Annotated in this window: 22 protein-coding genes; 15 read left to right on the top strand and 7 right to left on the bottom strand. The window is 72.5% G+C overall.

The features are described from left to right. Positions 1-27 precede the first annotated feature (27 nt). From JD276_RS09840 to dapF, 11 genes are all read left to right on the top strand, one after another. Complete coding sequence (locus tag JD276_RS09840) at positions 28-1,137, top strand: hypothetical protein (protein ID WP_200115471.1); 1,110 nt, start codon at positions 28-30, stop codon at positions 1,135-1,137. Between the two features lie 39 nt (positions 1,138-1,176). Beyond that, on the top strand, positions 1,177-1,767 hold the full coding sequence (gene pgsA / locus JD276_RS09835; RefSeq protein WP_200115470.1) for a CDP-diacylglycerol--glycerol-3-phosphate 3-phosphatidyltransferase: 591 nt from the start codon (positions 1,177-1,179) through the stop codon (positions 1,765-1,767). Between the two features lie 113 nt (positions 1,768-1,880). Beyond that, positions 1,881-2,405 (top strand): CinA family protein, encoded by a 525-nt coding sequence (locus JD276_RS09830; RefSeq protein ID WP_200115522.1) that lies wholly within the window; start codon positions 1,881-1,883, stop codon positions 2,403-2,405. Between the two features lie 266 nt (positions 2,406-2,671). Further along, a complete protein-coding gene (locus JD276_RS09825; protein ID WP_200115469.1) occupies positions 2,672-2,992 on the top strand; it encodes a helix-turn-helix domain-containing protein in 321 nt (106 codons plus the stop codon). A 112-nt stretch (positions 2,993-3,104) separates the two neighbouring features. Then, positions 3,105-3,326: a DUF3046 domain-containing protein gene (locus tag JD276_RS09820; protein WP_200115468.1), complete on the top strand. Its 222-nt coding sequence runs from the start codon at positions 3,105-3,107 to the stop codon at positions 3,324-3,326. 249 nt (positions 3,327-3,575) lie between these two features. Further along, complete coding sequence (gene recA / locus JD276_RS09815; protein ID WP_200115467.1) at positions 3,576-4,655, top strand: recombinase RecA; 1,080 nt, start codon at positions 3,576-3,578, stop codon at positions 4,653-4,655. A gap of 4 nt (positions 4,656-4,659) precedes the next feature. Beyond that, complete coding sequence (locus JD276_RS16335) at positions 4,660-5,406, top strand: regulatory protein RecX (RefSeq protein ID WP_200115466.1); 747 nt, start codon at positions 4,660-4,662, stop codon at positions 5,404-5,406. 41 nt (positions 5,407-5,447) lie between these two features. Then, positions 5,448-6,995: a tRNA (N6-isopentenyl adenosine(37)-C2)-methylthiotransferase MiaB gene (gene miaB / locus JD276_RS09805; protein ID WP_200115465.1), complete on the top strand. Its 1,548-nt coding sequence runs from the start codon at positions 5,448-5,450 to the stop codon at positions 6,993-6,995. Beyond that, complete coding sequence (gene miaA / locus JD276_RS09800; RefSeq protein ID WP_200115464.1) at positions 6,992-7,921, top strand: tRNA (adenosine(37)-N6)-dimethylallyltransferase MiaA; 930 nt, start codon at positions 6,992-6,994, stop codon at positions 7,919-7,921. Before miaB ends, miaA begins: the two co-directional genes overlap by 4 nt. Positions 7,922-8,013: 92 nt before the next feature. Further along, positions 8,014-9,318, top strand: coding sequence for a GNAT family N-acetyltransferase (locus JD276_RS09795; protein ID WP_200115463.1), 1,305 nt, complete (start codon positions 8,014-8,016; stop codon positions 9,316-9,318). Positions 9,319-9,362: 44 nt separating this feature from the next. Next, the gene (gene dapF, locus JD276_RS09790) at positions 9,363-10,244 is read left to right on the top strand and encodes a diaminopimelate epimerase (RefSeq protein WP_200115462.1); all 882 of its coding nucleotides are present in this window, start codon (positions 9,363-9,365) and stop codon (positions 10,242-10,244) included. A 113-nt stretch (positions 10,245-10,357) separates the two neighbouring features. On the opposite strand, the gene JD276_RS09785 is transcribed toward dapF, so the two are convergent. The 6 genes from JD276_RS09785 to JD276_RS09760 form a co-directional block, all read right to left on the bottom strand. Next, positions 10,358-10,987: a class I SAM-dependent methyltransferase gene (locus tag JD276_RS09785; RefSeq protein ID WP_200115461.1), complete on the bottom strand. Its 630-nt coding sequence runs from the start codon at positions 10,985-10,987 to the stop codon at positions 10,358-10,360. 71 nt (positions 10,988-11,058) lie between these two features. After that, complete coding sequence (cls, locus tag JD276_RS09780; protein ID WP_200115460.1) at positions 11,059-12,564, bottom strand: cardiolipin synthase; 1,506 nt, start codon at positions 12,562-12,564, stop codon at positions 11,059-11,061. 81 nt (positions 12,565-12,645) lie between these two features. Next, entirely contained in the window at positions 12,646-13,419 is a 774-nt protein-coding gene (locus JD276_RS09775) for an ABC transporter permease (RefSeq protein ID WP_307866524.1), read from the bottom strand. A gap of 48 nt (positions 13,420-13,467) precedes the next feature. Further along, positions 13,468-14,232, bottom strand: a complete 765-nt coding sequence (locus JD276_RS09770; protein ID WP_200115459.1) for an ABC transporter ATP-binding protein — start codon at positions 14,230-14,232, stop codon at positions 13,468-13,470. Beyond that, positions 14,229-14,603, bottom strand: a complete 375-nt coding sequence (locus tag JD276_RS09765; protein ID WP_200115458.1) for a DUF1048 domain-containing protein — start codon at positions 14,601-14,603, stop codon at positions 14,229-14,231. The genes JD276_RS09770 and JD276_RS09765 overlap by 4 nt, the downstream gene beginning before the upstream one ends. Positions 14,604-14,605: 2 nt before the next feature. Continuing rightward, positions 14,606-14,944, bottom strand: a complete 339-nt coding sequence (locus tag JD276_RS09760) for a PadR family transcriptional regulator (RefSeq protein WP_307866523.1) — start codon at positions 14,942-14,944, stop codon at positions 14,606-14,608. Between the two features lie 167 nt (positions 14,945-15,111). On the opposite strand from JD276_RS09760, the gene hflX reads away from it, so the two are divergent. Continuing rightward, positions 15,112-16,698: a GTPase HflX gene (gene hflX, locus JD276_RS09755; protein ID WP_200115457.1), complete on the top strand. Its 1,587-nt coding sequence runs from the start codon at positions 15,112-15,114 to the stop codon at positions 16,696-16,698. A gap of 59 nt (positions 16,699-16,757) precedes the next feature. Here the strand turns inward: hflX and JD276_RS09750 are convergent, their stop codons facing one another. Next, positions 16,758-18,161, bottom strand: a complete 1,404-nt coding sequence (locus JD276_RS09750; RefSeq protein ID WP_233615556.1) for an aspartate aminotransferase family protein — start codon at positions 18,159-18,161, stop codon at positions 16,758-16,760. A gap of 325 nt (positions 18,162-18,486) precedes the next feature. On the opposite strand from JD276_RS09750, the gene metE reads away from it, so the two are divergent. Genes metE through JD276_RS09735 form a run of 3 tightly spaced genes read left to right on the top strand, consistent with a single transcriptional unit; the run spans position 18,487 to position 22,972 of the window. Further along, the gene (gene metE, locus JD276_RS09745) at positions 18,487-20,820 is read left to right on the top strand and encodes a 5-methyltetrahydropteroyltriglutamate--homocysteine S-methyltransferase (RefSeq protein WP_200115455.1); all 2,334 of its coding nucleotides are present in this window, start codon (positions 18,487-18,489) and stop codon (positions 20,818-20,820) included. Further along, positions 20,817-21,995: a uroporphyrinogen decarboxylase/cobalamine-independent methonine synthase family protein gene (locus JD276_RS09740; protein WP_200115454.1), complete on the top strand. Its 1,179-nt coding sequence runs from the start codon at positions 20,817-20,819 to the stop codon at positions 21,993-21,995. The genes metE and JD276_RS09740 overlap by 4 nt, the downstream gene beginning before the upstream one ends. Next, a complete protein-coding gene (locus tag JD276_RS09735; protein ID WP_307866522.1) occupies positions 21,992-22,972 on the top strand; it encodes a methylenetetrahydrofolate reductase in 981 nt (326 codons plus the stop codon). The genes JD276_RS09740 and JD276_RS09735 overlap by 4 nt, the downstream gene beginning before the upstream one ends. Positions 22,973-22,983 lie beyond the last annotated feature (11 nt).

The following is a 22,983-nucleotide window of genomic DNA, read 5'->3' as shown; positions in this document are numbered from 1 at the left end:
GAGGGCCCCGGCGAAGGGAAGGCCGACATGACCGATCCGCAGCAGGCGCAGCAGACCGCGCCCTCCTCCGACGATCCGTACCCGCTCGACCTCTGGGGCGCGGAGAAGCCCGCGGTGCCGCGCTGGGCGTGGTGGCTCGGGGCCGGGCTCACGCTGGTCGTCCTCGGCGGAGCGACCGCCGTCATCGTCTGGGGCGCCGCTTCGGGCGAGCGCGGCGCGGCCTCGGCCGTCGCCGAGCGCTACGTCGAGGCCATCGCGGACGGAGACGCCGACGCCGCCAACGAGCTGGCGAGGGTGAACCTCGACTCGCCGGAGAACGCCGTACTCGCCTCGGACGCCCTCTCCGAGGCCGAGCGCATCGCCGACGCGGAGGTGGGGCGGCTGAGGGTGAACGGCGAGGCCGGAGAGGCGGAGGCGAGAATCGACTACCGCCTCGCCGGTCGCAGTCACACCGACACGATCCGCCTGGTGCAGGACGGCGGGGGCTGGTACGTCGACGACGGCCTCGTCTACGATCTCGCGATGTACGGCTATGCCACGGCGCCGGCCGGGATCGAGGGGTTCGACGGCCCCGTGCCGCTGGAGTACGGGTCCGCCCCCGCCCACGGGTGGGGATCGGACGGATCGTACTCCGACGAGGGGTACGTCGGCGGGCCGACCGGCATGCGGGCCTACCCCGGCGTGTACACGGTCGTGCCGCCCAACGAGTTCTTCGACCTCGTCTCCGATGGCCGGCTGGAGGTGTCGCCGCGCGCGGAACCCCGCTGGGACGAGTGGGTGATCCCGAATCGCGCCTACGAGGCCGAGGTCGACCGTCAGGTCGAGGAGTGGTTCGACGCCTGCGCCGACGAGCGCACCGTGGGGGCGCTCGCCGAGTGCGGCATCCTGGTCGACGCGTACGCGGGCGCCTCCGATCGCGACCTCGTGACCGACGTGGAGATCGACCGGTATCCCTCCTTCGAGGGCTACGACAGCGGCTGGGGCGAGCTCGGGGGAGAGGGGCGCTTCACCGTCACGCTCGACGGCGAGCGCTCCGAGGGGGAGACCGTGGACGCGACGAGCGACGGGGCGGAGGTCTCGGTCGAGGCGACCGAGGACGGTCTCGAGCTCTCCTTCCTCTTCTACTCGGCCTACTGACGAGTCGGGCGGGCGGCACGCTCCGGTAGGCTGCAGGGCATGCCATCACCGTCGCCGCCCGACGCCCGCCCGAGCAACTGGAACGCGCCGAACGTCATCACCGCGGCGCGCATCGTCGCCACCCCGTTCTTCATCTGGATGCTCCTCGCCGACGGCGGAGAGATGGGCGCCCTGCGCTGGGCGGCCGCGATCTTCTTCGTCGTCGCGATCGCGACCGACGCCCTCGACGGCTACCTCGCCCGGTCCAGGGGGCTCATCACGGACCTCGGCAAGCTGCTCGACCCGATCGCCGACAAGTTCCTGACCGGCGGCGCGCTCGTGGGGCTCTCGATCCTGGGCGAGCTGCCCTGGTGGGTGACCGCGATCGTGCTCGTCCGCGAGATCGGGATCACGATCCATCGGCTGTTCGAAGCTCGCAGCGTGGTGCTCGCGGCCGCGTGGATGGGCAAGCTCAAGACCGTCGCGCAATCCGTGGCGATCACGCTCGCGCTGCTGCCCCTGGCCTCGGTGCTGGGCGACTGGGTGGTCTGGGTGAACATCGTCTCCATGTGGATCGCGGTCGCGCTGACGGTGGCGAGCGGGGTCGACTACATCGTCACCGTCGCCCGGATGGGGAAGGGCGTGCGGTGAGCCGGGCGCCCGCCGGCTCCGAGGCCGCCGCCGAGCCCGCGACTCGAGCCGAGGCCGCCGAGCCCGCGACTCGAGCCGGGGCCGCCGAGCCGGCCGAGGGGGTGGAGGCGACGATCGGGGGGACGGCCGCCCGTGTGCTGGCCTCAGCGCGGCGTCTCGGCGCCCGTGTCGCGGTCGCCGAGTCGCTCACCGGCGGGCTGCTGGCGGCGGCGATCGTCTCCGTGCCCGGCGCCTCCCTCGTCTTCTCGGGAGGCGTCGTCGCCTACGACACGCGGCTCAAGCACTCGCTGCTCGACGTCGATGCGGCGCTGCTCGCCGAGCGGGGTCCCGTGGATCCGGAGGTCGCGCGGCAGATGGCGCGCGGGGCGAGGGTCGCATGCGGGGTGCCGCCCCATCCGGGATCCGAGGTCCGCCCGGCCGATTTCGGGATCGCGACGACGGGGGTCGCCGGCCCGGATCCCGACCCGCGGACCGGTACTCCCCCCGGAACGGTGTGGCTGGGGGTGAGCGGGCCGCGGGGCGAGCGCGCCCTGGAGCTCCGCCTCTCGGGCGACCGGGCGGAGATCAGAGCCCTGACGGTGCTGGCGGCGCTGCAGGAGCTCGCGATCGAGATGGGCGACGCGGCGGATCGCCGCTGATGCCGCTCGGCCCCTCCTGCGCCCCGGACGCCGACGGGTTCCGCCCGAGCACCCCGGAAAACGACACCGCGGGCAGAAGTGTCGCAGAACTTGAGTCACCTTCTGTCAAGTTCAGCGAAGTTTCAGGAATATGCGCGGTAATCTCTTGGTTGTTCCCAGTGACACCCGACAGACTGGACGGTGTTCCCGCCGCTTCGGCTGTCGTGGCGGACGGGTAGTGTGGACGTGCGGTTCCCAGGGGCCGCGCCGACAGGAGGAGGGTGCACATGGTGCTGTTTCGTCAGGAGATCGGCGACGTGCTGCGTGACTTCCGGCTGCAGAAGGGCCGTACGCTGCGGCAGGTCGCCGGTTCGGCGAGCGTGGCGCTGGGGTACCTGAGTGAGGTCGAACGCGGGCAGAAGGAAGCCTCGAGCGAGATCCTCGCCGCGGTCGCGGAGGCGCTGGAGACGCCGCTCTCGGTCATCATGGGGGAGGTCAGCGAGCGTCTCGCCGTCGTCGAGGGGCTCAGCGTCCCCATGACGAGTCGGGTGCCCGATACGGTTCCCGACGACCTGGTCTCCGGTTTCTCGCCGGAGCTGGTCTCCTAGGAAGGTGAAGTAGTCGTGTCGACGATGCGCGCCCGGTGTGGGGCGCGCGAGCAGGCAGGAGCCCGTCCCGTGGGGACGGGCTCTGTGTCGTTCCGGGGTGCGGCGGTGCGCGTTGCGTCTGAGTGAGTTCCAGCGGGCCGTCGCCGAGGAATTCGGCGAGGCGTACGCGGGGGTGCTGATCCGCGACCACTGGCTCGCGGCGCTCGGCGGCACGGCTCGCGAGGCGCTGGAACGCGGCGTGCCGGCTCGGAAGGTCTGGGACGCGCTCTGCGTCGACCTCGACGTGCCGGTCGAGCGTCGCCACGGCCGCGGCCTGCGGCCGCCGAGGGACTAGCGGGGCCGTCGTCCGCGACTCGCCGCGCGGTGTTCGAAGATGTGTTCGATTCTTGCTAGTGTCGTCCACAGGTGCTCTGCAGTGGTCTCCGTCCACAGATCGGCCCGCTCCGCCCCGAATGTCGGAGGTGCCGTCTAAGGTCTGAATCACCAGACGCCACGTGCCTTGTCCGCCGCCGGTCCTCCCGGAGGCGAGACAGTCGGTAGGCAGCAGACCGGTGGCATCGCCGCCCGAACGAAGGAGCAGGAAATGGCAGCACCGAAAGACCGTGAGAAGGCGCTCGATGCGGCCCTCGCGCAGATCGACCGTCAGTTCGGCAAGGGCGCGATCATGCGCATGGGCAGCCAGGAGCGGGCGCCCGTCGAGGTGATCCCGACCGGTTCGGTGGCGCTCGACGTCGCCCTGGGCGTCGGCGGGCTGCCCCGCGGGCGCATCATCGAGATCTACGGCCCCGAGTCGTCGGGCAAGACCACGCTCACGCTGCACGCCATCGCCAATGCGCAGCGCAACGGCGGCATCGCCGCGTTCATCGACGCCGAGCACGCCCTCGACCCCGAGTACGCCCAGAAGCTCGGCGTCGACATCGACGCGCTGCTCGTATCCCAGCCCGACACGGGCGAGCAGGCGCTCGAGATCGCCGACATGCTCATCCGCTCGGGGTCGGTCGACCTCGTGGTGATCGACTCGGTGGCGGCCCTGGTGCCGAAGGCCGAGATCGAGGGCGACATGGGCGACAGTCACGTCGGCCTGCAGGCGAGGCTCATGTCGCAGGCGCTCCGCAAGATCACCGGCGGCCTGAACGCCACGAAGACGACCGCGATCTTCATCAACCAGCTCCGCGAGAAGGTCGGCGTCTTCTTCGGCAGCCCCGAGACCACCTCGGGCGGCAAGGCGCTGAAGTTCTACGCGTCGGTCCGCCTCGACATCCGCCGCATCCAGACGCTGAAGGACGGCACGGACGCGGTGGGCAACCGCACCCGGGTGAAGGTCGTCAAGAACAAGATGGCGCCGCCGTTCAAGCAGGCCGAGTTCGACATCCTCTACGGCCACGGCATCTCGCGCGAGGGCTCGCTCATCGACTACGGCGTGGAGCAGGGGCTCATCAAGAAGAGCGGCGCCTGGTACACCTACGACGGCGATCAGCTCGGCCAGGGCATGGAGAACGCCAGGCGCTTCCTGATCGAGCACGCCGACGTCGCCGCCGAGATCGAGGAGAAGATCCTGACGAAGCTCGGAGTCAACGGCCGCGGGGCGGCGACTCCGGCCGAAGCTTCGCCGGAGACCCCGGTCGTGCCGGTGCCGACCGCCGACAAGCGGGCCAGCGCCTGAGCCCGTGGCCGTACGATTCCTGCCGCCGCCCGGCGAGCCCCGGGGCCCCGAGCCCGCAGATCGGGGCGACCTCGCAGAGGTGATCTCGCTGCGCTCCCGTCTTCCGCAGCGGGGATGGCAGCATCCTCAGGAGGAGACGCCCGCCGACGAGGACGCGGTCGCGGACATCGCCGAGGGCGAGCCCGATCCGGCGCCCGAGGCGCCGGCCCGGCCCGAGGTCGCTGCCCGGTCGGAGACGGAGGCTCGGCCCGAGGCCACCGCTCAGGAGGACGGCGTGCGGGTGCTCGCGCGGCGGGCCCGATCCAGCGGGGAGCTGCGCCGGGACCTCCTGGACCGGGCGCACGATCCGAACGAGGTCGAGGCCGTGATCGACGAGTTCGCGCGCAGCCACTACCTCGACGACCTCGGCCTCGCGCGTGTGCTGACCGAGAAGCTCCGCGACGGGAAGGGCGCGAGTCGCTCGCAGATCCGCCGCAAGCTGCGGGACCGGCTGCTGCCCGACGCGGTCATCGAGGCGGCGCTGGGCGAACTCGACGACGACGAGGAGTTCGAGCTCCTCCGCAGTGCGGCGAGAGACCGCGCCCGCAAGCTCGGCGGGCTCGACCGGCAGACGGCCGAGCGCCGCCTGCTGGGGTTCCTCGCGCGTCGGGGGTGGGGAGGCGAGCCCGCGATGCGCGCGGTCCGAGACGCTCTCGACGAGGCGGACGGCGCCTCGGGCGGAGGCGGCTCGCGGGGCGTGCGCTTCCGCTGACGGGACGCGGCCCTCCCCGTCGCCGGTAGAATCGGAGCATTATGACTTCCGCCTCAGCTGACCCCGTCGTGATCGAGCCGTCGCCCGCCGCGTTCCGCGCCGATGGCGCCCCGCGGAGCTACACGGTGCGCACGCTCGGCTGTCAGATGAACGTGCACGACTCGGAGCGGCTCTCCGGCTCCCTCGAGGCAGCGGGCTATGTGCACGCGGAGGACGGCGAGCAGGCCGACGTCGTCGTCATCAACACCTGCGCCGTCCGCGAGAACGCCGCCAACAAGCTCTACGGCAACCTCGGGCATCTCGCCGGCGTGAAGCGCGAGCGAGACGGCATGCAGATCGCGGTCGGCGGCTGCCTCGCGCAGAAGGATCAGGGCACGATCGTTGAGAAGGCCCCCTGGGTCGACGTGGTGTTCGGCACCCACAACATGGGGTCGCTGCCGACCCTGCTCGAACGCGCCAGGCACAACGCCGAGGCCCAGGTCGAGATCCTCGAAGCGCTCGAGGTGTTCCCGTCCACGCTGCCCACCAAGCGCGACTCCGCGTCGAGCGGGTGGGTGTCGATCTCGGTCGGCTGCAACAACACCTGCACCTTCTGCATCGTGCCCGCGCTGCGCGGCAGGGAGAAGGACCGTCGCCCGGGCGACATCCTCGCCGAGGTGCAGGCGCTCGTCGACGACGGCGCCATCGAGGTGACGCTGCTCGGCCAGAACGTGAACACGTACGGCGTCGAGTTCGGCGACCGCCAGGCGTTCGGCAAGCTGCTGCGCGCCATGGGCGAGATCGAGGGGCTCGAGCGGGTGCGCTTCACGAGCCCGCACCCCGCGGCCTTCACCGACGACGTCATCGCCGCCATGGCCGAGACGCCGAACGTCATGCCGCAGCTGCACATGCCGCTGCAGTCGGGATCCGACGCCGTCCTGAAGGCGATGCGACGCTCCTACCGCTCGAAGCGGTTCCTCGGCATCCTCGACCGCGTGCGCGAGCGCATCCCGCACGCGGCGATCACCACCGACATCATCGTCGGCTTCCCCGGCGAGACCGACGAGGACTTCGAGGAGACCATGCGGGTGGTCGAGGCCTCGCGCTTCTCGAGCGCCTTCACCTTCCAGTACTCGATCCGACCCGGCACCCCGGCCGCCACGATGGAGGACCAGGTGCCGAAGGCGGTGGTCCAGGAGCGCTACGACCGGCTGCTCGCCCTCCAGGAGCGCATCTCGCTCGAGGAGAACCAGGCGCAGATCGGCCGTACGCTCGACATCCTCGTGGCCGCGGGCGAGGGCAAGAAGGACGACGAGACCCGGCGGCTCTCGGGGCGCGCCGAGGACAACCGCCTCGTGCACTTCGCCGTGCCCGAGGGCGCCGAGGTTCCGCGGCCGGGCGACGTGGTCACGGTGCGCATCACGTCGGCCGCGCCCCACTTCCTCATCGCCGACCGGGCGGAGGGCGCGCCCTACGAGCTGCGCCGCACCCGCGCGGGCGACGCCTGGGATCGGCGGGAGGCGGAGAGCTGCGGCGTGCCGGCCCCGGCCTCCGCCGGCGGCGGGGCCCTCGCCGTGAGTCTCGGTCTGCCCACCGTCCGGAAGCGATGACGCCGCGCCTCTGGGCGATCGTCGGCGCGACCGGCACCGGTAAATCGGAGCTCTCGCTCGACCTCGCCCAGCGGCTGGCCGAAGCCGGACGGCCCGCCGAGATCGTGAACGCCGACGCCATGCAGCTCTACCGGGGCATGGACATCGGCACCGCCAAACTGCGCCCCGAGGAGCGCCGCGGGATCCCCCACCACCTCTTCGACGTCGTGGAGCCCGCCGAGGAGGCGACGGTCGCCCGGTACCAGCCGGCCGCCCGCGCGGCGATCGAGGGGATCCTCGCGCGGGGACGGCACGCGATCCTCGTCGGGGGATCCGGTCTCTACGTGTCCGGCGTCGTCTTCGACTTCCGCTTCCCGCCGCGCGACGAGGCGCTGCGCGCCGAGCTGGAGGCCGAAGTGGCGGAGACCGGGCCGGCTGCGCTGCTGGAGCGGCTGCGAGGCCTCGACCCGGTCGTCGCCGAGGCCGTCGACGCCCGCAATCCGCGGCGCGTCGTGCGGGCGCTCGAGGTCGCGCTGCTCGGCGGCGACGCGCGCGCGACCCTTCCGTCCGACCCCGTGCCGTGGCTCCCGGACACCCGCATCCTCGGCGTGCGCTGCGAACGGGCCGAGCTCGTGGGCCGACTCGACCGGCGCGTCGAGCGCATGTGGGCCGACGGGCTGCTCGACGAGGTGCGCGCGCTGATCCCGCGCGGAATCGAGCGCGGCCCCACGGCGAGCCGGGCCATCGGGTACGCGCAGGCGCTCGCCCAGCTGCGCGGCGAGAGCACCGAGGCCGAGGCGGTCGCCGAGACCCAGGCGCTCACCCGTCGCTACGCGCGCCGCCAGGTGAGCTGGTTCAAGCGCTACCCCGGTGTGGAGTGGCTGGAAGCGCCGGGTGGCGACCGCGTCGCCGGCATCGTGCGCGGCGGGCCGCGGTTCGCGGACTGACGCGACGGGGCCGTCGGGGCAGGGGCCTCGGGCGCCCTGGGTTCGCGGTGGTGGCCTGGTCCGCGCCCCGCCGGTCCCCCTAGGCTGAGAGCATGACTCAGTTCGACGCACGGACCGTGCCCGCCGATCAGACCTCCCGCGCGGCGCTCGAGCCGGCCGGCCTCGACTACCGCCTGGTGGATGCCGCCGACACCACCGCGCTCGACGGCCTCAGTCGCGCGGTCGCCCGCGGATTCCTCGAGAGCGAGCCGACCGAGGAGGTGCTGCTCGCGGGCCGCCCCGCTCAGGAGACGCGGCGGCTCGTCGGCGTCTACGACGGAGAGAATCCGCGGGTGGAGATGCCCGTGGCGACGGTGGGATCGTGGGTGGCGCCCCTGACGGTGCCCGGCGGGGAGTTGCCGATGTGGGCGGTCAGCGAGGTCACGGTCGCTCCCACGCACCGCAGGCGGGGGATCGCGCGGGCGATGCTCGAGGGCGAGCTGCGGGCGGCCGCGGGCGCCGGGATCCCGATCGCCGGGCTCACGGCGTCCGAGGCCACGATCTACGGCCGCTACGGCTTCGGGCAGGCGACCTGGGAGACCCGCTGGACGGTCGACACCCGCAGGGCCGGGTGGGCCGGTCCGGAGCCGGAGGGGCGGTTGCACCCGCTCGACCGGGAGCTCCTCGCCGCGGCCCTCGGGGAGCTGCACGAGCGCACGCGCGCCTCCCGCGCCGGCGACATCGCGGGGTGGACCCGCCGCTGGCAGCAGATCGCCGGCACCGATCCGGGGGAGCCCCACGGCCGGAGCGTGCGCGGCGTGCGCTACGTCGACGCCGAGGGCGCTCTCCGCGGCGCCCTGGCCTACCGCGTCGTGGAGTCCGAGGTCGACTGGACGCGCTCGCGGCTGGAGATCCGGCACATGATCGGCGAGACGGCCGAGGCTCGGGCGGCGCTGTGGCGGTTCGCGCTGCAGCACGACCTCGTCGGCACGGTCGAGGCGGGGATGCGCCCCGCCGACGACCCCCTGCCGTGGCTGCTCGCCGACTCGCGGGCGGCGGTGCCGACGGTGCAGGATCACGGGTGGCTGCGGATCCTCGACGTGCCCCGCGTGTTCGCCGCCCGCACCGCGGCGGCCCCGCTGTCGGTCGTGCTCCGCGTCGGCGACCGCCTCGGCTTCGCGGAGGGGGTCTGGCGTCTGGAGACGACGGACGACGGGCGCTTCCGTGCGACCCCGGCCGCCGGGGCGGAGGCCGAGCTCGAGCTCGGAGCGGGCGAGCTGTCGTCGCTGTACCTCGGCGGCGTCTCCGCCCGCTCGCTCGCGGAGGCCGGGAGGGTGCGCGGCGACCTCGCGGCGGCGGCGCGGCTCGACGAGGCGCTGCGCCTCGAGCGCGCGCCGCACCTGAGCATCATGTACTGAGGCCGGCCGGCGGCGCGCGGAGGCCTGCCCCGTAGAATGGGTGGATGCGCACGCTCGACTTCACCAAAGGCCACGGCACGGGCAACGACTTCGTGCTCGTCACCGACCCCGAGGGCGAGCTCGATCTCAGCTCCGAGCAGATCGCGTTCCTCTGCGACCGCCGGTTCGGGATCGGCGCGGACGGCCTCATCCGCGCGGTGCGCTCGCGCGCCATTCCCGAGGGCGCCGCGATCCTCGAAGCGGAGCCGGAGGCCGAGTGGTTCATGGACTACTGGAACGCCGACGGGACGCCGGCGGAGATGTGCGGCAACGGGATCCGGGTCTACGTCCACTACCTGATCGAGGAGGGGCTCGTCGCCCCCGAGCGGCGCGACACGCTGCCGATCGGCACGCGCGCGGGCGTGAAGGACGTGCTGCCCGGCGTGTCGGGGTACACGGTCGACCTGGGGCGGTGGCGGCTCGGAGGCGAGCACCTCGTCGCGGCGCACGGGCTCGACGTCGCGCGCCCGGGGCTCGGCATCGACCTCGGCAACCCCCACGTCGTGACGGCCCTCGCCGACGCGGTCGAGCTCGACGGGCTCGACCTGCACCGGATCCCGGGCCTGGATCCCGTTGCCGAGCACGGCGCCAACGTCGAGTTCGTGGTGCCCGAGGAGCCGCTGATCAAGGAGGGCGTCGGCCGCATCCGCATGCGCGTGCACGAGCGCGGCGTGGGCGAGACGCTCTCCTGCGGCACCGGCACCGCCGCGGCCGCCCTCGCGTTCCGCCACTGGGGCGGAGAGGGCATGCCCGACCACTGGCGGGTCGACGTGCCCGGCGGCAGGCTCGCCGTGCGCATGTTCGCGACCGAGGAGGGCGAGCACGTGTCGCTCAGCGGGCCCGCCGAGCTGGTCTACCGCGGGGCCATCGAGCTGCCCGAGCTCTGAGCGGCGCGCGCAGCGCGCCCGGGGCCGCGCTCCCGGCCTTCCGCGGCGCTCCCTCGACGACGCTTGCGGAGCTGCGGCGGGTGGCTCGACCGCGGACCCCGGGATCCCGCGCGTCAGTCGCGCACCGCGCGGATGACGTGGAAACCCCGGTCGCGGGCCGCGCGGTCGACGGACAGCTCCGGGAACTCCGCCGCGATCCAGCGCTGCAGCGAGTCGGCGCCGAGGTGCTTCGCGACGACGAGGTAGGCCGTGCCCTCGGGCAGCAGGCGGGGCAGCCACCGGCGCAGGATCCCGCGCAGCACCTCCTTGCCGACGCGGATCGGCGGATTCGACCGAATCTCGGCGAATCCGAGCCGCTCCGGCACCTCGTCGGGGGCGGCCACGCGGACGTTGCCGAGCCCCAGTCGCCGCGCGTTCTCCGCGGAGAGGGCGCGGGATCGCTCGTTCACGTCGACCGCCCAGACCTCGCGGTCGGGGTGGGAGAGCGCCGCGGAGAGCGCGATCGGGCCCCAGCCGCAGCCGATGTCGAGGATCGGCCCGGCCGGGGCGAGATCGTCGAAGGCGCCGGGGTCGGGGAGCTTCCGCAGCAGCACCTCGGTGCCCCGGTCGAGGCCCTCCGGGCTGAATACGCCGCCCGCCGTCACGAGGGCGCGCGGCGCCCCGGCGAGCACGGCCTCGATCTCGCGGGTGCGCATCTCTCCCGCGGGCGACTCGGAGAAGTAGTGCTGGGTTCCCTCGCTCATCCCTCAAGTATCCCAGGCCCGACGGCGCTGCCGGCACCGGATCCCGGGCCTACTGCGGCGCCGAGACGCGCCTACTGCAGCGCCGAGGTGAGACGCATCACCGACTCGGCGTAGCGCCGGGTGAGGGGACGCGAGGCCCAGACCGCGGGATCCAGCACCGAGCTGCGAGCCGCATACTCCGCGATGACGTCGCGCACCTGCTCGACGATGTCGCCGCCGGTGGCGAGCAGGCTGATCTCGTAGTTGAGCCCGAAGGATCGCATGTCCATGTTCGAGGAGCCGAGCACGGCGCATGCGTCGTCGACGAGGAAGCACTTGGTGTGGAGCACCTCGGGCGCCGGGTAGCGGAAGATGCGCACGCCGGCGTCGAGCAGGGCCCGGTAGTATGAGGACTGCGCCCGGTCGACCATGAACTGGTCGGCGACCTCGCTGACGTAGAGCTCGACTGAGACGCCGCGGTGGGCCGCGGTCGTGATCGCGGCGAGCACCGACTCGTCGGGCACGAAGTAGGGGCTCACGATCGCGAGCCGGCGCTTCGCCGTGTACATGAGCGAGGCGAAGACGCGCAGGTTCGGCTCGGTCCTGAACCCGGGCCCCGAGGGGATCAGCTGCACGGCGTTGACCTCGCCGCCGACCGCCCTGACGGGCTCGTGGACCGCGGGCAGCAGGTGGCTCTCGGACCCCGGGTCCCCGAGCCCGCGATAGGTGTGCACGTCGATGAGCTCGCCGCACTCGCTGTACCAGTCCACGGCGAACACGGCCTCGAGCGACGACACGATCTCGCCGGTCAGCTCGACGGTGATGTCGTTCCAGCGCCGCCCGATCTTGCGGTTCCTCGGCGAGCCGTAGCTCGCCTCGATCATGTTCTGCGACCCCATGACCGCGGTGACCCCGTCGACGACCATCAGCTTGCGATGGTTGCGCAGGTCGATGCGACGGGCCTTGCCCCGCAGGGGAAGGAAGGGCAGCATGAGGTGCCACTCGATGCCGGCCTCCGTCATGCGGGTCAGGAACTCCCGGAAGCCCGGGTACTTGCGCGAACCGATGTGGTCGAGCAGCACGCGGACCCGGACGCCTCTCCGCACCGCCGCCTCGAGCGCGGCGAAGAAGCCCTCCGTCGTGGAGTCGCGGGCCATGATGTAGATCTCGACGTGCACCGACTCGCGGGCGCCCTCGACGAGGCGGGTCATGCGGTCGATGCCGGCCTCGTAGTCCATGACGACGCCGTGGTTGGTGCCGGTGACCATGGGCAGCGAGGTCAGCGACCGGGACAGCTCCGCGATCCCGGCGAGCTCCGGCGAGATCGCGGCCGTCTCGGGGACGGGAGGGATGCTCTCCGTGCCCTGGGCGAGCAGCCGGTTCGCCTCTGCCTGGATGGCGGCCCTGCGCCGGTGGACGTACGGGCTGCCGAGGAGCAGGAAGAGCGGCACCCCGACGACCGGCAGGAAGAGGATGAGCAGCAGCCACGCCGTCGACGACGACGGGCGCCGGTTCTCGGGGACCACGCCGACGGCGACGATCTTCACGACGTACTCGAGGACGACGAACGCCGTGCTGGCGATGGCGAAGGCGCTCATGCCCGGATTCTATCGGCCGGGAGCGCCCCGGGCGGGAGCCCGGGAGCCAGGAGCGCCCCCGGCGGGAGCCCCGGGGACGCGCTACGAGATCCTGCGGCGATGCACCAGCGAGGCGAGGAGGGAGGCGACGATCAGGATCGCGACGCACCACGCCAGAGCGCTCCAGAGCTCGGCGCCCGCCGGCTGCCCGGCGAGCAGGCCGCGGATGGAGTCCACGATCGGGGTGACCGGCTGGTGCTCCGCGAACCAGCGCACCGGCCCGGGCATGGTCTCGGTCGGGACGAAGGCGGAGCTCAGGAAGGGCAGGAAGATGAGCGGATACGAGAACGCGCTGGCCCCGTCGACGGTCTTGGCCGTGAGGCCCGGGATGACGGCGATCCAGGTCAGCGCCAGAGTGAACAGCAGCAGGACGCCGGCGACGGCGAGCCACCCGAGGACGTTCGCGGGGGAGCGGAAGCCGATCGCGATCGCGACGCCCACGACGATCGCGAGCGATGCCAGGGTGGCGACGACCGATGTGAGCACGTGCGCCCAGAGCACGCTCGAGCGCGCGACGGGCATGGACCGGAAGCGCTCGAGGATGCCGTCGCGCATGTCCATGAAGATCCGGAAGGCCGTGTAGGCGACGCCCGAGGCGATCGTGATGAGCAGGATGCCCGGCAGCAGGTAGTCCACGTACGCTCCCGCTCCGGCGCTCGCCCCGATGTCGATCGCGCCGCCGAACACGTAGACGAACATCAGCATCATCGCGATCGGCATGAGGGCGGTAGTGATGATGGTGTCGGGGCTGCGCACGATGTGCCGCAGCGAGCGTCCCGTGAGCGCGGCCGTGTCGCCGATGAAGTGCATGGTCATGGTGGGTCCTTCCGGTCGGTGGGCGTTCGTCGGCGGCGCCGCGGGAGCTCAGGCCTTCGCGGCACCGCCGACGAGGGCGAGGAAGATCTCCTCGAGCGTCGGCTGCTTCTCGACGTACTCGACCCGAGCGGGGGGCAGCAGCCGCTTCAGCTCGGCGAGGGTGCCGTTCGCGATGATCCGGCCCTCGTGGAGGATGGCGATGCGGCCGGCGAGCTGCTCCGCCTCCTCGAGGTGCTGCGTCGTCAGCAGCACGGTCGTGCCGCTCTGCGCGAGCTCGCGCACCGCGCCCCAGACCTCGAGCCGGGCCTGCGGGTCGAGCCCCGTGGTCGGCTCGTCGAGGAAGACGACCGGGGGATCCCCGACGAGGCTCATGGCGATGTCCAGGCGGCGGCGCATGCCGCCCGAGTAGGTCGCCACCCTGCGTCCGCCCGCTTCGACGAGCGAGAAGCGCGCGAGCAGCGCGTCAGCGGTCGCGCCCGGATCGCGCCGGTGCCGCAGCCGCGCCACGAGCACCAGGTTCTCGCGCCCCGTGAGCACCTCGTCGACGGCGGCGAACTGGCCGGTGAGGCTGATCGCCTCGCGCACCCTCGCCGGCCGTGCGGCGACGTCGTTCCCGTTCACCTCGACCGCTCCCGCGTCCGCGCGCAGCAGGGTCGACAGGATGCGCACGAGCGTGGTCTTGCCCGCGCCGTTCGAGCCGAGCAGGGCGAGGATCGTGCCCCGCCCGACCTCGAGGTCGACGCCGCGCAGCACGCGCAGATCGCCGTAGGACTTCTCGAGCCCCCGCACCCGGATCGGCTCGGCGGCGATCATGATCCCGCCCCCTCCTCGTCGCTCTCGGCGCGGGCGATCGCGTCGGTCAGCCGCGCCCGCTCCTTGCCGATCCACTGCCGGTCCGAGTAGTTGCGGAGGAACGCCTCGGCGAACTCGACGGGATCCTCGCCCACGATGCCCCGGACGGGAGTGGCGCTCTCGACGCTCTGCTCGAACAGCTCGAGCAGGTCCTCGAACATGTCGACCATGGCGTCGCCCTTCATGATCCCCGCGTACATGAGGTAGCGCTCCACCGCCTCGAGAGCGGTGCGGTAGGCACCCGGAAGCTCCGAGACGCGCTCCCGGTACCTCCGGTAGCGCTTCTTCTCCTCGAACGATCCGGTGATCGTCTCGATCCATTTCGCGGCCATGATTACCTTCCTCCTCCATCGAGCCCGTGGAGCCGTTCGAGTCGCTCGGAGAGGAAGCCCCACGTCGTCCAGAACTCTTCGAGGTAGTCGCGCCCTTCCGCGCTCAGCGTGTAGACCTTGCGGGGCGGCCCCTTCTCGGAGGGAACCCGCTCGACCTGCACGAGCCCCCGTCTCTCGATGCGCACGAGGAGGGCGTAGACGGTGCCCTCGGCGATGTCGGAGAACCCCTGATCCCGCAGGCGGGCGGTGATCTCGTACCCGTAGGCGGGCCGCACCGCGAGGATGGCGAGGACGATGCCCTCGAGCGTGCCCTTGAGCATCTCGGTCATCTGCTTGCCCACGAGGCACTCCCTGCTACTCAGTGACGCTGACTACCAGTACATAGTACCACTGAGTAGTCGTGGTGCACGGGCGGATTCTCGAGACGGTGCGGCGGATCGGGGAGGACCTGCGCTGTGGGCGAACCCGCGACACGCGCGAGCGCGGGTGGCATACACTGGGAAACCAGATGACGAAACGTATATCCCAGGATCAGCAGTCCGATCTCGATCAGGCCGAGGACGTGCGCGACGCCGCGCCCACCGAGGCAGAGACGCCCCTCCCCGCCGATCCCCTCGACCGCGTGCTCTCGCGCGCCGCGGGAGTGGGATCCGCGACCGTGATCCGGGACCTCACGGGCGGCGCCCAGGCGCTCGGAGACGCCGAGCACGATCGGCTGGCCGAGGACCTGGACGCGATCCGCATGGAGCGCGAGGATCGCGCCTCGCTGCGCCGCGTCCCCGGCCTCTCGACCGAGCTCGAGGACGTCACCGAGGTGGAGTACCGGCAGCTCCGGCTCGAGAACGTCGTGCTGATCGGCGTCTACTCGCAGAAGTCGACCGAGGACGCCGAGAACTCGTTGCGCGAGCTCGCCGCCCTCGCCGAGACGGCGGGTGCGGTGGTGCTCGACGGCCTGCTGCAGCGGCGCGCGAACCCCGATCCCAGCACGTATCTCGGCAAGGGCAAGGCCCAGGAGCTCGCCGAGCTGGTCGCTGCCGTGGGCGCCGACACCGTGATCGCCGACACCGAGCTGGCGCCCAGCCAGCGCCGAGCGCTCGAGGACGTGGTGAAGGTCAAGGTGATCGACCGCACGGCGGTGATCCTCGACATCTTCAGCCAGCACGCCAAGAGCCGCGAGGGCAAGGCGCAGGTCGAGCTCGCCCAGCTCGAGTACCTGCTGCCGCGGCTGCGCGGCTGGGGCGAGTCGATGTCGCGGCAGGCCGGCGGCCAGGTGGGCTCCGCGGGCGCGGGCATGGGCTCCCGCGGCCCCGGCGAGACGAAGATGGAGCTGGATCGCCGCAAGATCCACACCCGGATGGCGAAGCTGCGCAAGCAGATCGCGGGGTTCGCCCCCGCCCGCGAGGCGAAGCGCGCCAACCGCAGGCGCGGCGAGGTGCCGTCGGTGGCCATCGCCGGCTACACGAACGCGGGCAAATCGAGTCTGCTCAACCGGCTGACGGGCGTGCAGGAGCTCGTGCAGAACCAGCTCTTCGCGACCCTCGACACCGCGGTGCGGCACGCCGAGACCGACGACGGGCGTCGCTTCACCTACGCCGACACCGTCGGCTTCGTGCGCAATCTTCCGCACCAGCTGGTCGAGGCGTTCCGCTCCACCTTCGAGGAGGTGGGGGAGGCCGACGTGATCCTGCACGTGGTCGATGCCTCGCACCCCGACCCGGCGGCGCAGCTGCAGACGGTGCGCGACGTGATCGCCGAGGTCGACGCGCAGGGGATCCCCGAGCTCGTCGCCTTCAACAAGGCGGATCTCATCGACGATTCCCAGAGGCTCGTGCTGCACGGGCTCGCCCCCGATGCCGTCTTCGTCTCGGCGCGGACGGGCGAGGGCCTCGAGGAGCTGAAGCGCCGGATCGACGCCGCGCTGCCCGTGCCGGATCGCGAGGTCACCGTGGTCGTGCCCTACGACCGCGGCGAGCTCGTCGCCGAGATGCACGAGCGCAACCGCGTGCTCGAGACCGAGTACGTCGAGACCGGCACCCGCGTGCGCGCCTTCGTCACCTCGGAGATGCTCGCGAAGCTCGAGCCCTACGTGGTCTGAGCGGCGCGACGGGCCGACGCCGGCCGGGTTCAGGGGACGGGGCGGCGTCCCCGGGATCCCTATGCCCGGAGCGCCTCGGCGAGCGAGCGGAAATCCTCGATGAGCACCGACATGTCGTCCTCCGTGTGCGCGAGCGAGACGAGCCACTGCTCGTCGAGCCCGGGCGGGGTCAGCACGCCCCGGTTGACGCCCCAGAGCCAGGAGAGCTCGGCGACCCCGAAGTCGGTGGCCTTGTAGTCGCGGTAGTTGCGCACGGGGCCGGTCGCCCAGGTGACGCAGCCCTTCGCGCCGAGGCCGACGGTGTGGGCGGGCAGCTCGTACTCCCCGATGATCGCGTCCAGGGTGTCGAGGGTGCGGGTGTTCAGGGCCTCGAGGCCCGCGCTCGCCTCGGGGGTGATGAGCTCGTCGACGGCCTTCGCGGCGGCCATGACGAGCGCGTTGCCGTTGTAGGTGCCGAAGTGCGCCATGCGGCCGTCCACGACGACGTCCATGATCTCCTGCTTGCCGCCGAACGCGGCCAGCGGCAGACCTCCGCCGATCGACTTCGCGAGCGTGATGAGGTCGGGCTTGATCCCGAGCCGCTGCGCGGCGCCGCCGTGACCCGCCGTGAGACCGGTCTTGACCTCGTCGAAGATCAGCACGACGCCGTACTCGTCGCAGAGCGCGCGGACTCCCTCGAGGTAGCCCTCGTCGGGCAGCACGATCGCGAGGTTCTCGATCACGGGCTCCACCACGAACGCCGCGATGCTGCCGCCGTGCTCGCGGAACGCCCGCTCGAGCTGCCCCAGGTCGTTGTACGCGACGACGTGCACCTCGCCCGGCACCGCGTCGGCCGGCGCGTCGGGGATCGGGCGGTCGGCGGGGCCGATGTCCTCGAGAGCCGGCTTCACCGACACCTGGAGCGCGTCGTAGCCGCCGTGGTAGCCGCCCTCGATCTTCGCGATGCCCGAGCGCCCGGTGTAGGCGCGAGCGCTGCGGATCGCGTACATCAGCGACTCGGTGCCCGAGTTCGTGAAGCGCAGCATGTCGAGGTCGAAGCGCCTCTTGAACCGCTCGGCCATGTCGGTGGCCTGCGACGACGGCGTGACGAAGAGGGTGCCGATGCTGGTGAGGGCGTGGGTGACCTCCTCCACCACTCGCGGGTTCAAGTGGCCCACGAGACCGGCGCCGAAGCCCATCGAGAGGTCGAGCAGCCGGTTGCCGCCCACGTCGGTGAGGTGCGCCCCGCGCGCGGACTCGATCGTGATGGGGTAGGGATCCCAGTGCTGGAACGAGCTGGTGACGCCGAGCGGCAGCGAGGTCGAGGCGCGCCTGTTGTGCTCGCCCGAGGCCTGCGACCAGGAGGTGAAGCGATCCCACTCCTCGGCGAGGAGCTGCTGCACCCGGTCGGCGTCGACCGGCTTCGAGTCGGCGGGAACCACGCGTCGGGTCCCGGGCGCGTTCGGGCGGGTGTTCTCGGTCAAGGTTCCTCCTCCATCGCAGGATCCGGCGCCGAGCGGCGCCGGCCCGCTCAATGTAAACCGCGCGCCGCGGGGGAGCAAGTCGGCGGCGTCGGCTCGGCCTCGAGTCCGGACCGTGGGCAACGGTGCGGTCGTCGGTCCTCCGCTCGGCGCCGTGGTCGGGTCGACGGTCCTCCAGCCGTCGGCCGCCGGTCGTCGGTCCCCGGGCGGCGTAACATTTCGTAGTTCATACGGCGCAACATCGGGGCGGGGCCCGTCGCGCCCCGGATAGCTTGAGGGGACCCGGGGCCGCCCCGGTCCTCCCCGCCCGCCGATCCGAAGGACGCCGATGCCCGCCTCACCCCTGCCGAACGCCACCATCCTCGGTTACCCGCGCCTCGGGCGCCGCCGCGAACTGAAGCGCGCGGTCGAGGCGTTCTGGAAGGGGAGCGCGAGCGAGGCGGAGCTCGTCGAGGCGGCCCGCGGACTGCGCGCCGCGACCCGGGAGCGCCTCGTCGAGCTCGGCCTGCCCGCCGAGGGCGCCGCGATCCCCGAGAGCTTCAGCTTCTACGACCAGGTGCTCGATGCGACGCTCGCGCTCGGGGCGATCCCTGCGCGCTTCTCCGACGTCGCCGCCGCGGAGGATGCCACCGACCTCTCCGTCTACTTCGCCCTCGCCCGCGGCGACGAGCGCCACCAGCCGCTCGAGATGACGAAGTGGTTCGACACGAACTACCACTACAGCGTGCCCGAGATCGACCCCTCGACACCGTTCGCCGCGAACGCCGCCGCCCTCGTCGGGCAGCTCGCCGAGGCACGCGAGCAGGGCGTCGAGTCGCGGCCCGTGATCGTGGGCCCCGTCACCTACCTGCTGCTCTCGAAGGCGGCGGATGGCGCCCCCGAGGGCTTCGCCCCGATCGACCGCCTCGACGACGCGGTCGCCGCGTACGCCGAGCTGCTCCGCGAGCTCGCCGCCGCGGGCGCCTCCTGGGTGCAGCTCGACGAGCCCGCGCTCGTCTCCGACTCGCTGTCGGTGCCGCGCGAGGAGATCGTCGCCCTCGTCGAGCGCGCCTACGGCGTGCTGGGCGGCGGCGAGGACCGCCCCGCGATCCTGCTCACCGCGCCCTACGGGGACTCCTCCGGTGCGCTGCTGCGCCTCGCCGCGCTGCCGGTCGAGGCCGTGCACGCCGACCTGGTGCGGGGCACCCTGCCCGCCGGGGCGTTCGAATCGGGAGAGCTCGTGAGCGCCCTCCACCGGAAGCAGCTCGTCGCCGGCGTCGTCGACGGCCGCAACATCTGGCGCACCGATCTGCGCGTGGCCTCGGGGGTCGTGCAGGATCTGCGGCTCGCCGGCGTCGACGCGGTCGTCGGCACCTCGAACAGTCTGCAGCACGTGCCGCACGACGTGGACGACGAAGCGAAGCTCGAGCCGCGCCTGCGATCCTGGCTCGCCTTCGCCGACCAGAAGGTCTCGCAGGTCGCGGTGCTCGCCCGGGGTCTGCGGGAGGGCGCCGACGCGATCGAGCCCGAGCTCGCCGAGACGGAGCGCGTGCTCGCCGATCGCGCGGCCGCGCCCGGCGTGCGCGTCGACGGTGTGAGGGCCCGCGTCGCCGAGGTCAGCGACGCCGACCGTGGCCGCGCCTCCGAGCAGGAGCGCCGCGACGCGCAGCGCGCGCTGAGCATCCCCCGCCTCGCGACGACGACAATCGGATCCTTCCCGCAGACCGGCGATATCCGCAAGGCCCGTGCGGCGTTCACGAGGGGCGAGATCGACCAGGCGGCCTACGACGGCTTCCTGCGCGAGGAGATCGAGCGCGTCATCAGGCTGCAGGAGGAGATCGGGCTCGACGTGCTCGTGCACGGCGAGGCCGAGCGCAACGACATGGTGCAGTACTTCGCCGAGAATCTCGACGGCTTCGCCGTGACCGAGCACGGGTGGGTGCAGTCGTACGGCACCCGGGCGACCCGGCCGTCGATCCTCTGGGGCGACGTGTCCCGCCCCGCGCCGATCACCGTCGAGTGGTCGAGGTACGCGCAGTCGCTCACCGGGAAGCCGGTCAAGGGCATGCTCACGGGCCCCGTGACGATCCTCGCATGGTCGTTCGTGCGCGACGACCAGCCGCTCGGAGACACCGCTGCGCAGGTGGCGCTCGCGCTGCGCGACGAGATCGACGACCTCGTCGAGGCCGGCATCGGCATCGTGCAGGTCGACGAGCCGGCGCTGCGCGAGTTGCTGCCGCTCGACGCCGACCGCCAGGCGGCGTACCTCGACTGGTCGGTGGGTTCCTTCCGCCTCGCGACCGGAGGGGCCGCCCCCGAGGTGCAGATCCACACCCACCTCTGCTACTCCGAGTTCGGCGAGATCATCGACGCGGTCGACGGGCTCGACGCCGACGTCACCTCGATCGAGGCCGCGCGCAGCCGCATGGACGTCGTCGAGCCGCTCGGCGACCACGGCTACTCCCGCGGCATCGGGCCCGGCGTCTACGACATCCACTCGCCCCGCGTGCCGAGCGTCGAGGAGCAGACCGAGCTGATCCGGATCGCCGCTTCGCGGATCCCGGGCGAGCAGCTGTGGGTCAACCCTGACTGCGGTCTGAAGACCCGCGGCTACGAGGAGACCGTGGCGAGCCTGACGAACCTCGTGCGGGCCGCCAGGGCGGTGCGCGAAGGCGCGGCGTGACGCCCGCGGCGAGCACCGTCGAGGCCTGGCCGGCGGGGCGGCTGCCGACCGAGCCGGTCGGCTCGCTGCCCCGTCCTGCGCGGCTGCAGCGCGCCGTGCTCGACACCGACACCGGGCTGCTGAGCGCCGAGGAGCTGGCGGCCGAGCAGGACCGCGCGGTGCGCGACACCCTCGAGCGCATGGCGGCGACCGGGTCGCCCATCCTCAGCGACGGCGAGCAGCGCCGAGAGAGCTTCGCGAGCTATCCGCTCGGCACCTCGTTCGACGGGATCGCGGAGGAGGGGCCCGTCTTCGCGGTGTTCGCCGACGGCCACCACCGGGTGATCCCGAGCCTCTCGGGCACGCCCTTCCGCTTCCGGGCGTGGGCGGCGGACGACGTGCGCCACGCGCGCACGCTCACCGGGCTGCCGCTGAAGCAGGCCGTCGTCTCGCCCTCGATGCTCTCGCTCATGGTGCCGGCCGAGGGCATCGGGGACTACACGCGGGAGGAGTTCCTCGACGACGTGGTCGCCGGCTGCGCGGAGGATATCCGGCGCTGCTTCGCGGCCGGCGCCTCGCGCGTCACCGTCGACTTCACGGAGGGGAGGCTGGCGCTGCGCCGAGACCTGCGCGCGCCCTGGGCCGGCCCCGAGGCGCTCGGCGGCTTCATCGACCTCGTCAACCGCGTGCTTGACCGCCTCGCACCGGCTCAGCGGGCGGCCGTGGGGGTGCACACGTGCCCCGGCAACGACCGCGACTCGGCGCACAGCGCCGACGTCGACTACGCCGAGCTGATCCCCGAGCTCTTCCAGATCGACGCCGGCTACTTCCTCGTGCAGGCGGCGAGCGAGCAGGAGCCCGACCGGGTCGCGGGGCTCGTCGGGCGCGAGCTGCGCCGCCGCTCCGAGGCCGACGGATCCCGCCGCCCGCGGGTGCTGTTCGGCGTCACCGTGCCGACGAGCCCCAAGCTCGAGACCGCGGAGGAGATCCGGGATCAGCTCGTGCGGGCGGCCCGCTTCGTGCCGCCCGAGCTGCTCGGGTCCACGGACGACTGCGGCTTCTCGCCCTACCTCATCGACGAGAAGCCGCGGCACGGGTCGCCCGACTTCGCCCGCGACGTCGCCTTCGCGAAGATCGCCGCCCGCGTGCGGGGCACGGCGCTCGCCGCCGAGGAACTCGCGGGAGGCGCGCCGTGACCCCTGCACCGCACGGAAGCGTGCTGCTCACGGGGAGCGCCGCGACGCGGGCCCGCTTCTCGTTCGAGGTGTTCCCGGCGCGCAGCGGAGCGGCGGCGCTCGCGCTCGGCCACGCCGTGCAGCACCTCTCGGCCGCGGGCCCCGACTTCATCTCCGTCACCTACGGGGCGAACGGCTCGAACCGCGACGCCTCGCTCGACCTGCTGAGGTATCTGCGCGGCAACACCGACGCCCTGCCGCTCGCGCACCTCACGACGGTCGGCGAGACCCCCGATGCGATCCGCGCGACGATCCACGGGATCATGGACGCGGGCGTCCACGACTTCCTGGCGCTGCGCGGGGACCCGCCCCGCGGTCTGGGCGAGGACGATCCCGCCGTGTCGGGGTCCCTCGACGCGGTGCAGCTGGTCGAGCTCATCGCCCAGGCGCGGGCCGAGCGGCCGCCGCTCACGAGCGTCGGACGCACCGCGGTCGCGGCGTACCCGAACGGCCACCCGCTGTCGCGATCCCGAGCCGAGGACATCGAGTGGCTCATCGCGAAGCAGGAGGCGGGAGCCCAGTTCGCGATCACCCAGCTCTTCTTCCGCGCCGAGGAGTACCTGGGGTTCGTCGACGACGCGCGGAGTGCGGGCCTCGAGATCCCCGTGCTGCCCGGGCTCATGCCGGTGTCGACGATCGCGCAGCTGCGCAAGGTCGCGTCGCTCGCCGGGCGGCCGGCGCCGCCCGAGCTGGAGCGGGCGCTCGAGGAGGCCGGCGGCTACGCCCCCGAGCTCGGCGTCGAGCACACCCGGGAGCTCGCGCGCGAACTCCTCGCCGGCGGAGCGCCCTCGATCCACCTCTACACCTTCAACCGCCACGAGCAGGTGCTCGCGGTGCTCCGCGACCTCGAGCTGCTGACGCCCGATCCGGTCTCGCCCGCTCATCATCTGCGCTCGGCAGTAGATGCTCCGAATTCGAAGATTCAGGACATCTACTGACGAGCGCAGAT

It is taken from the genome of Leucobacter chromiisoli (genome assembly GCF_016522505.1).
Classification (GTDB): domain Bacteria; phylum Actinomycetota; class Actinomycetes; order Actinomycetales; family Microbacteriaceae; genus Leucobacter; species Leucobacter chromiisoli.
This window is presented reverse-complemented; position numbering and strand designations above follow the sequence as displayed.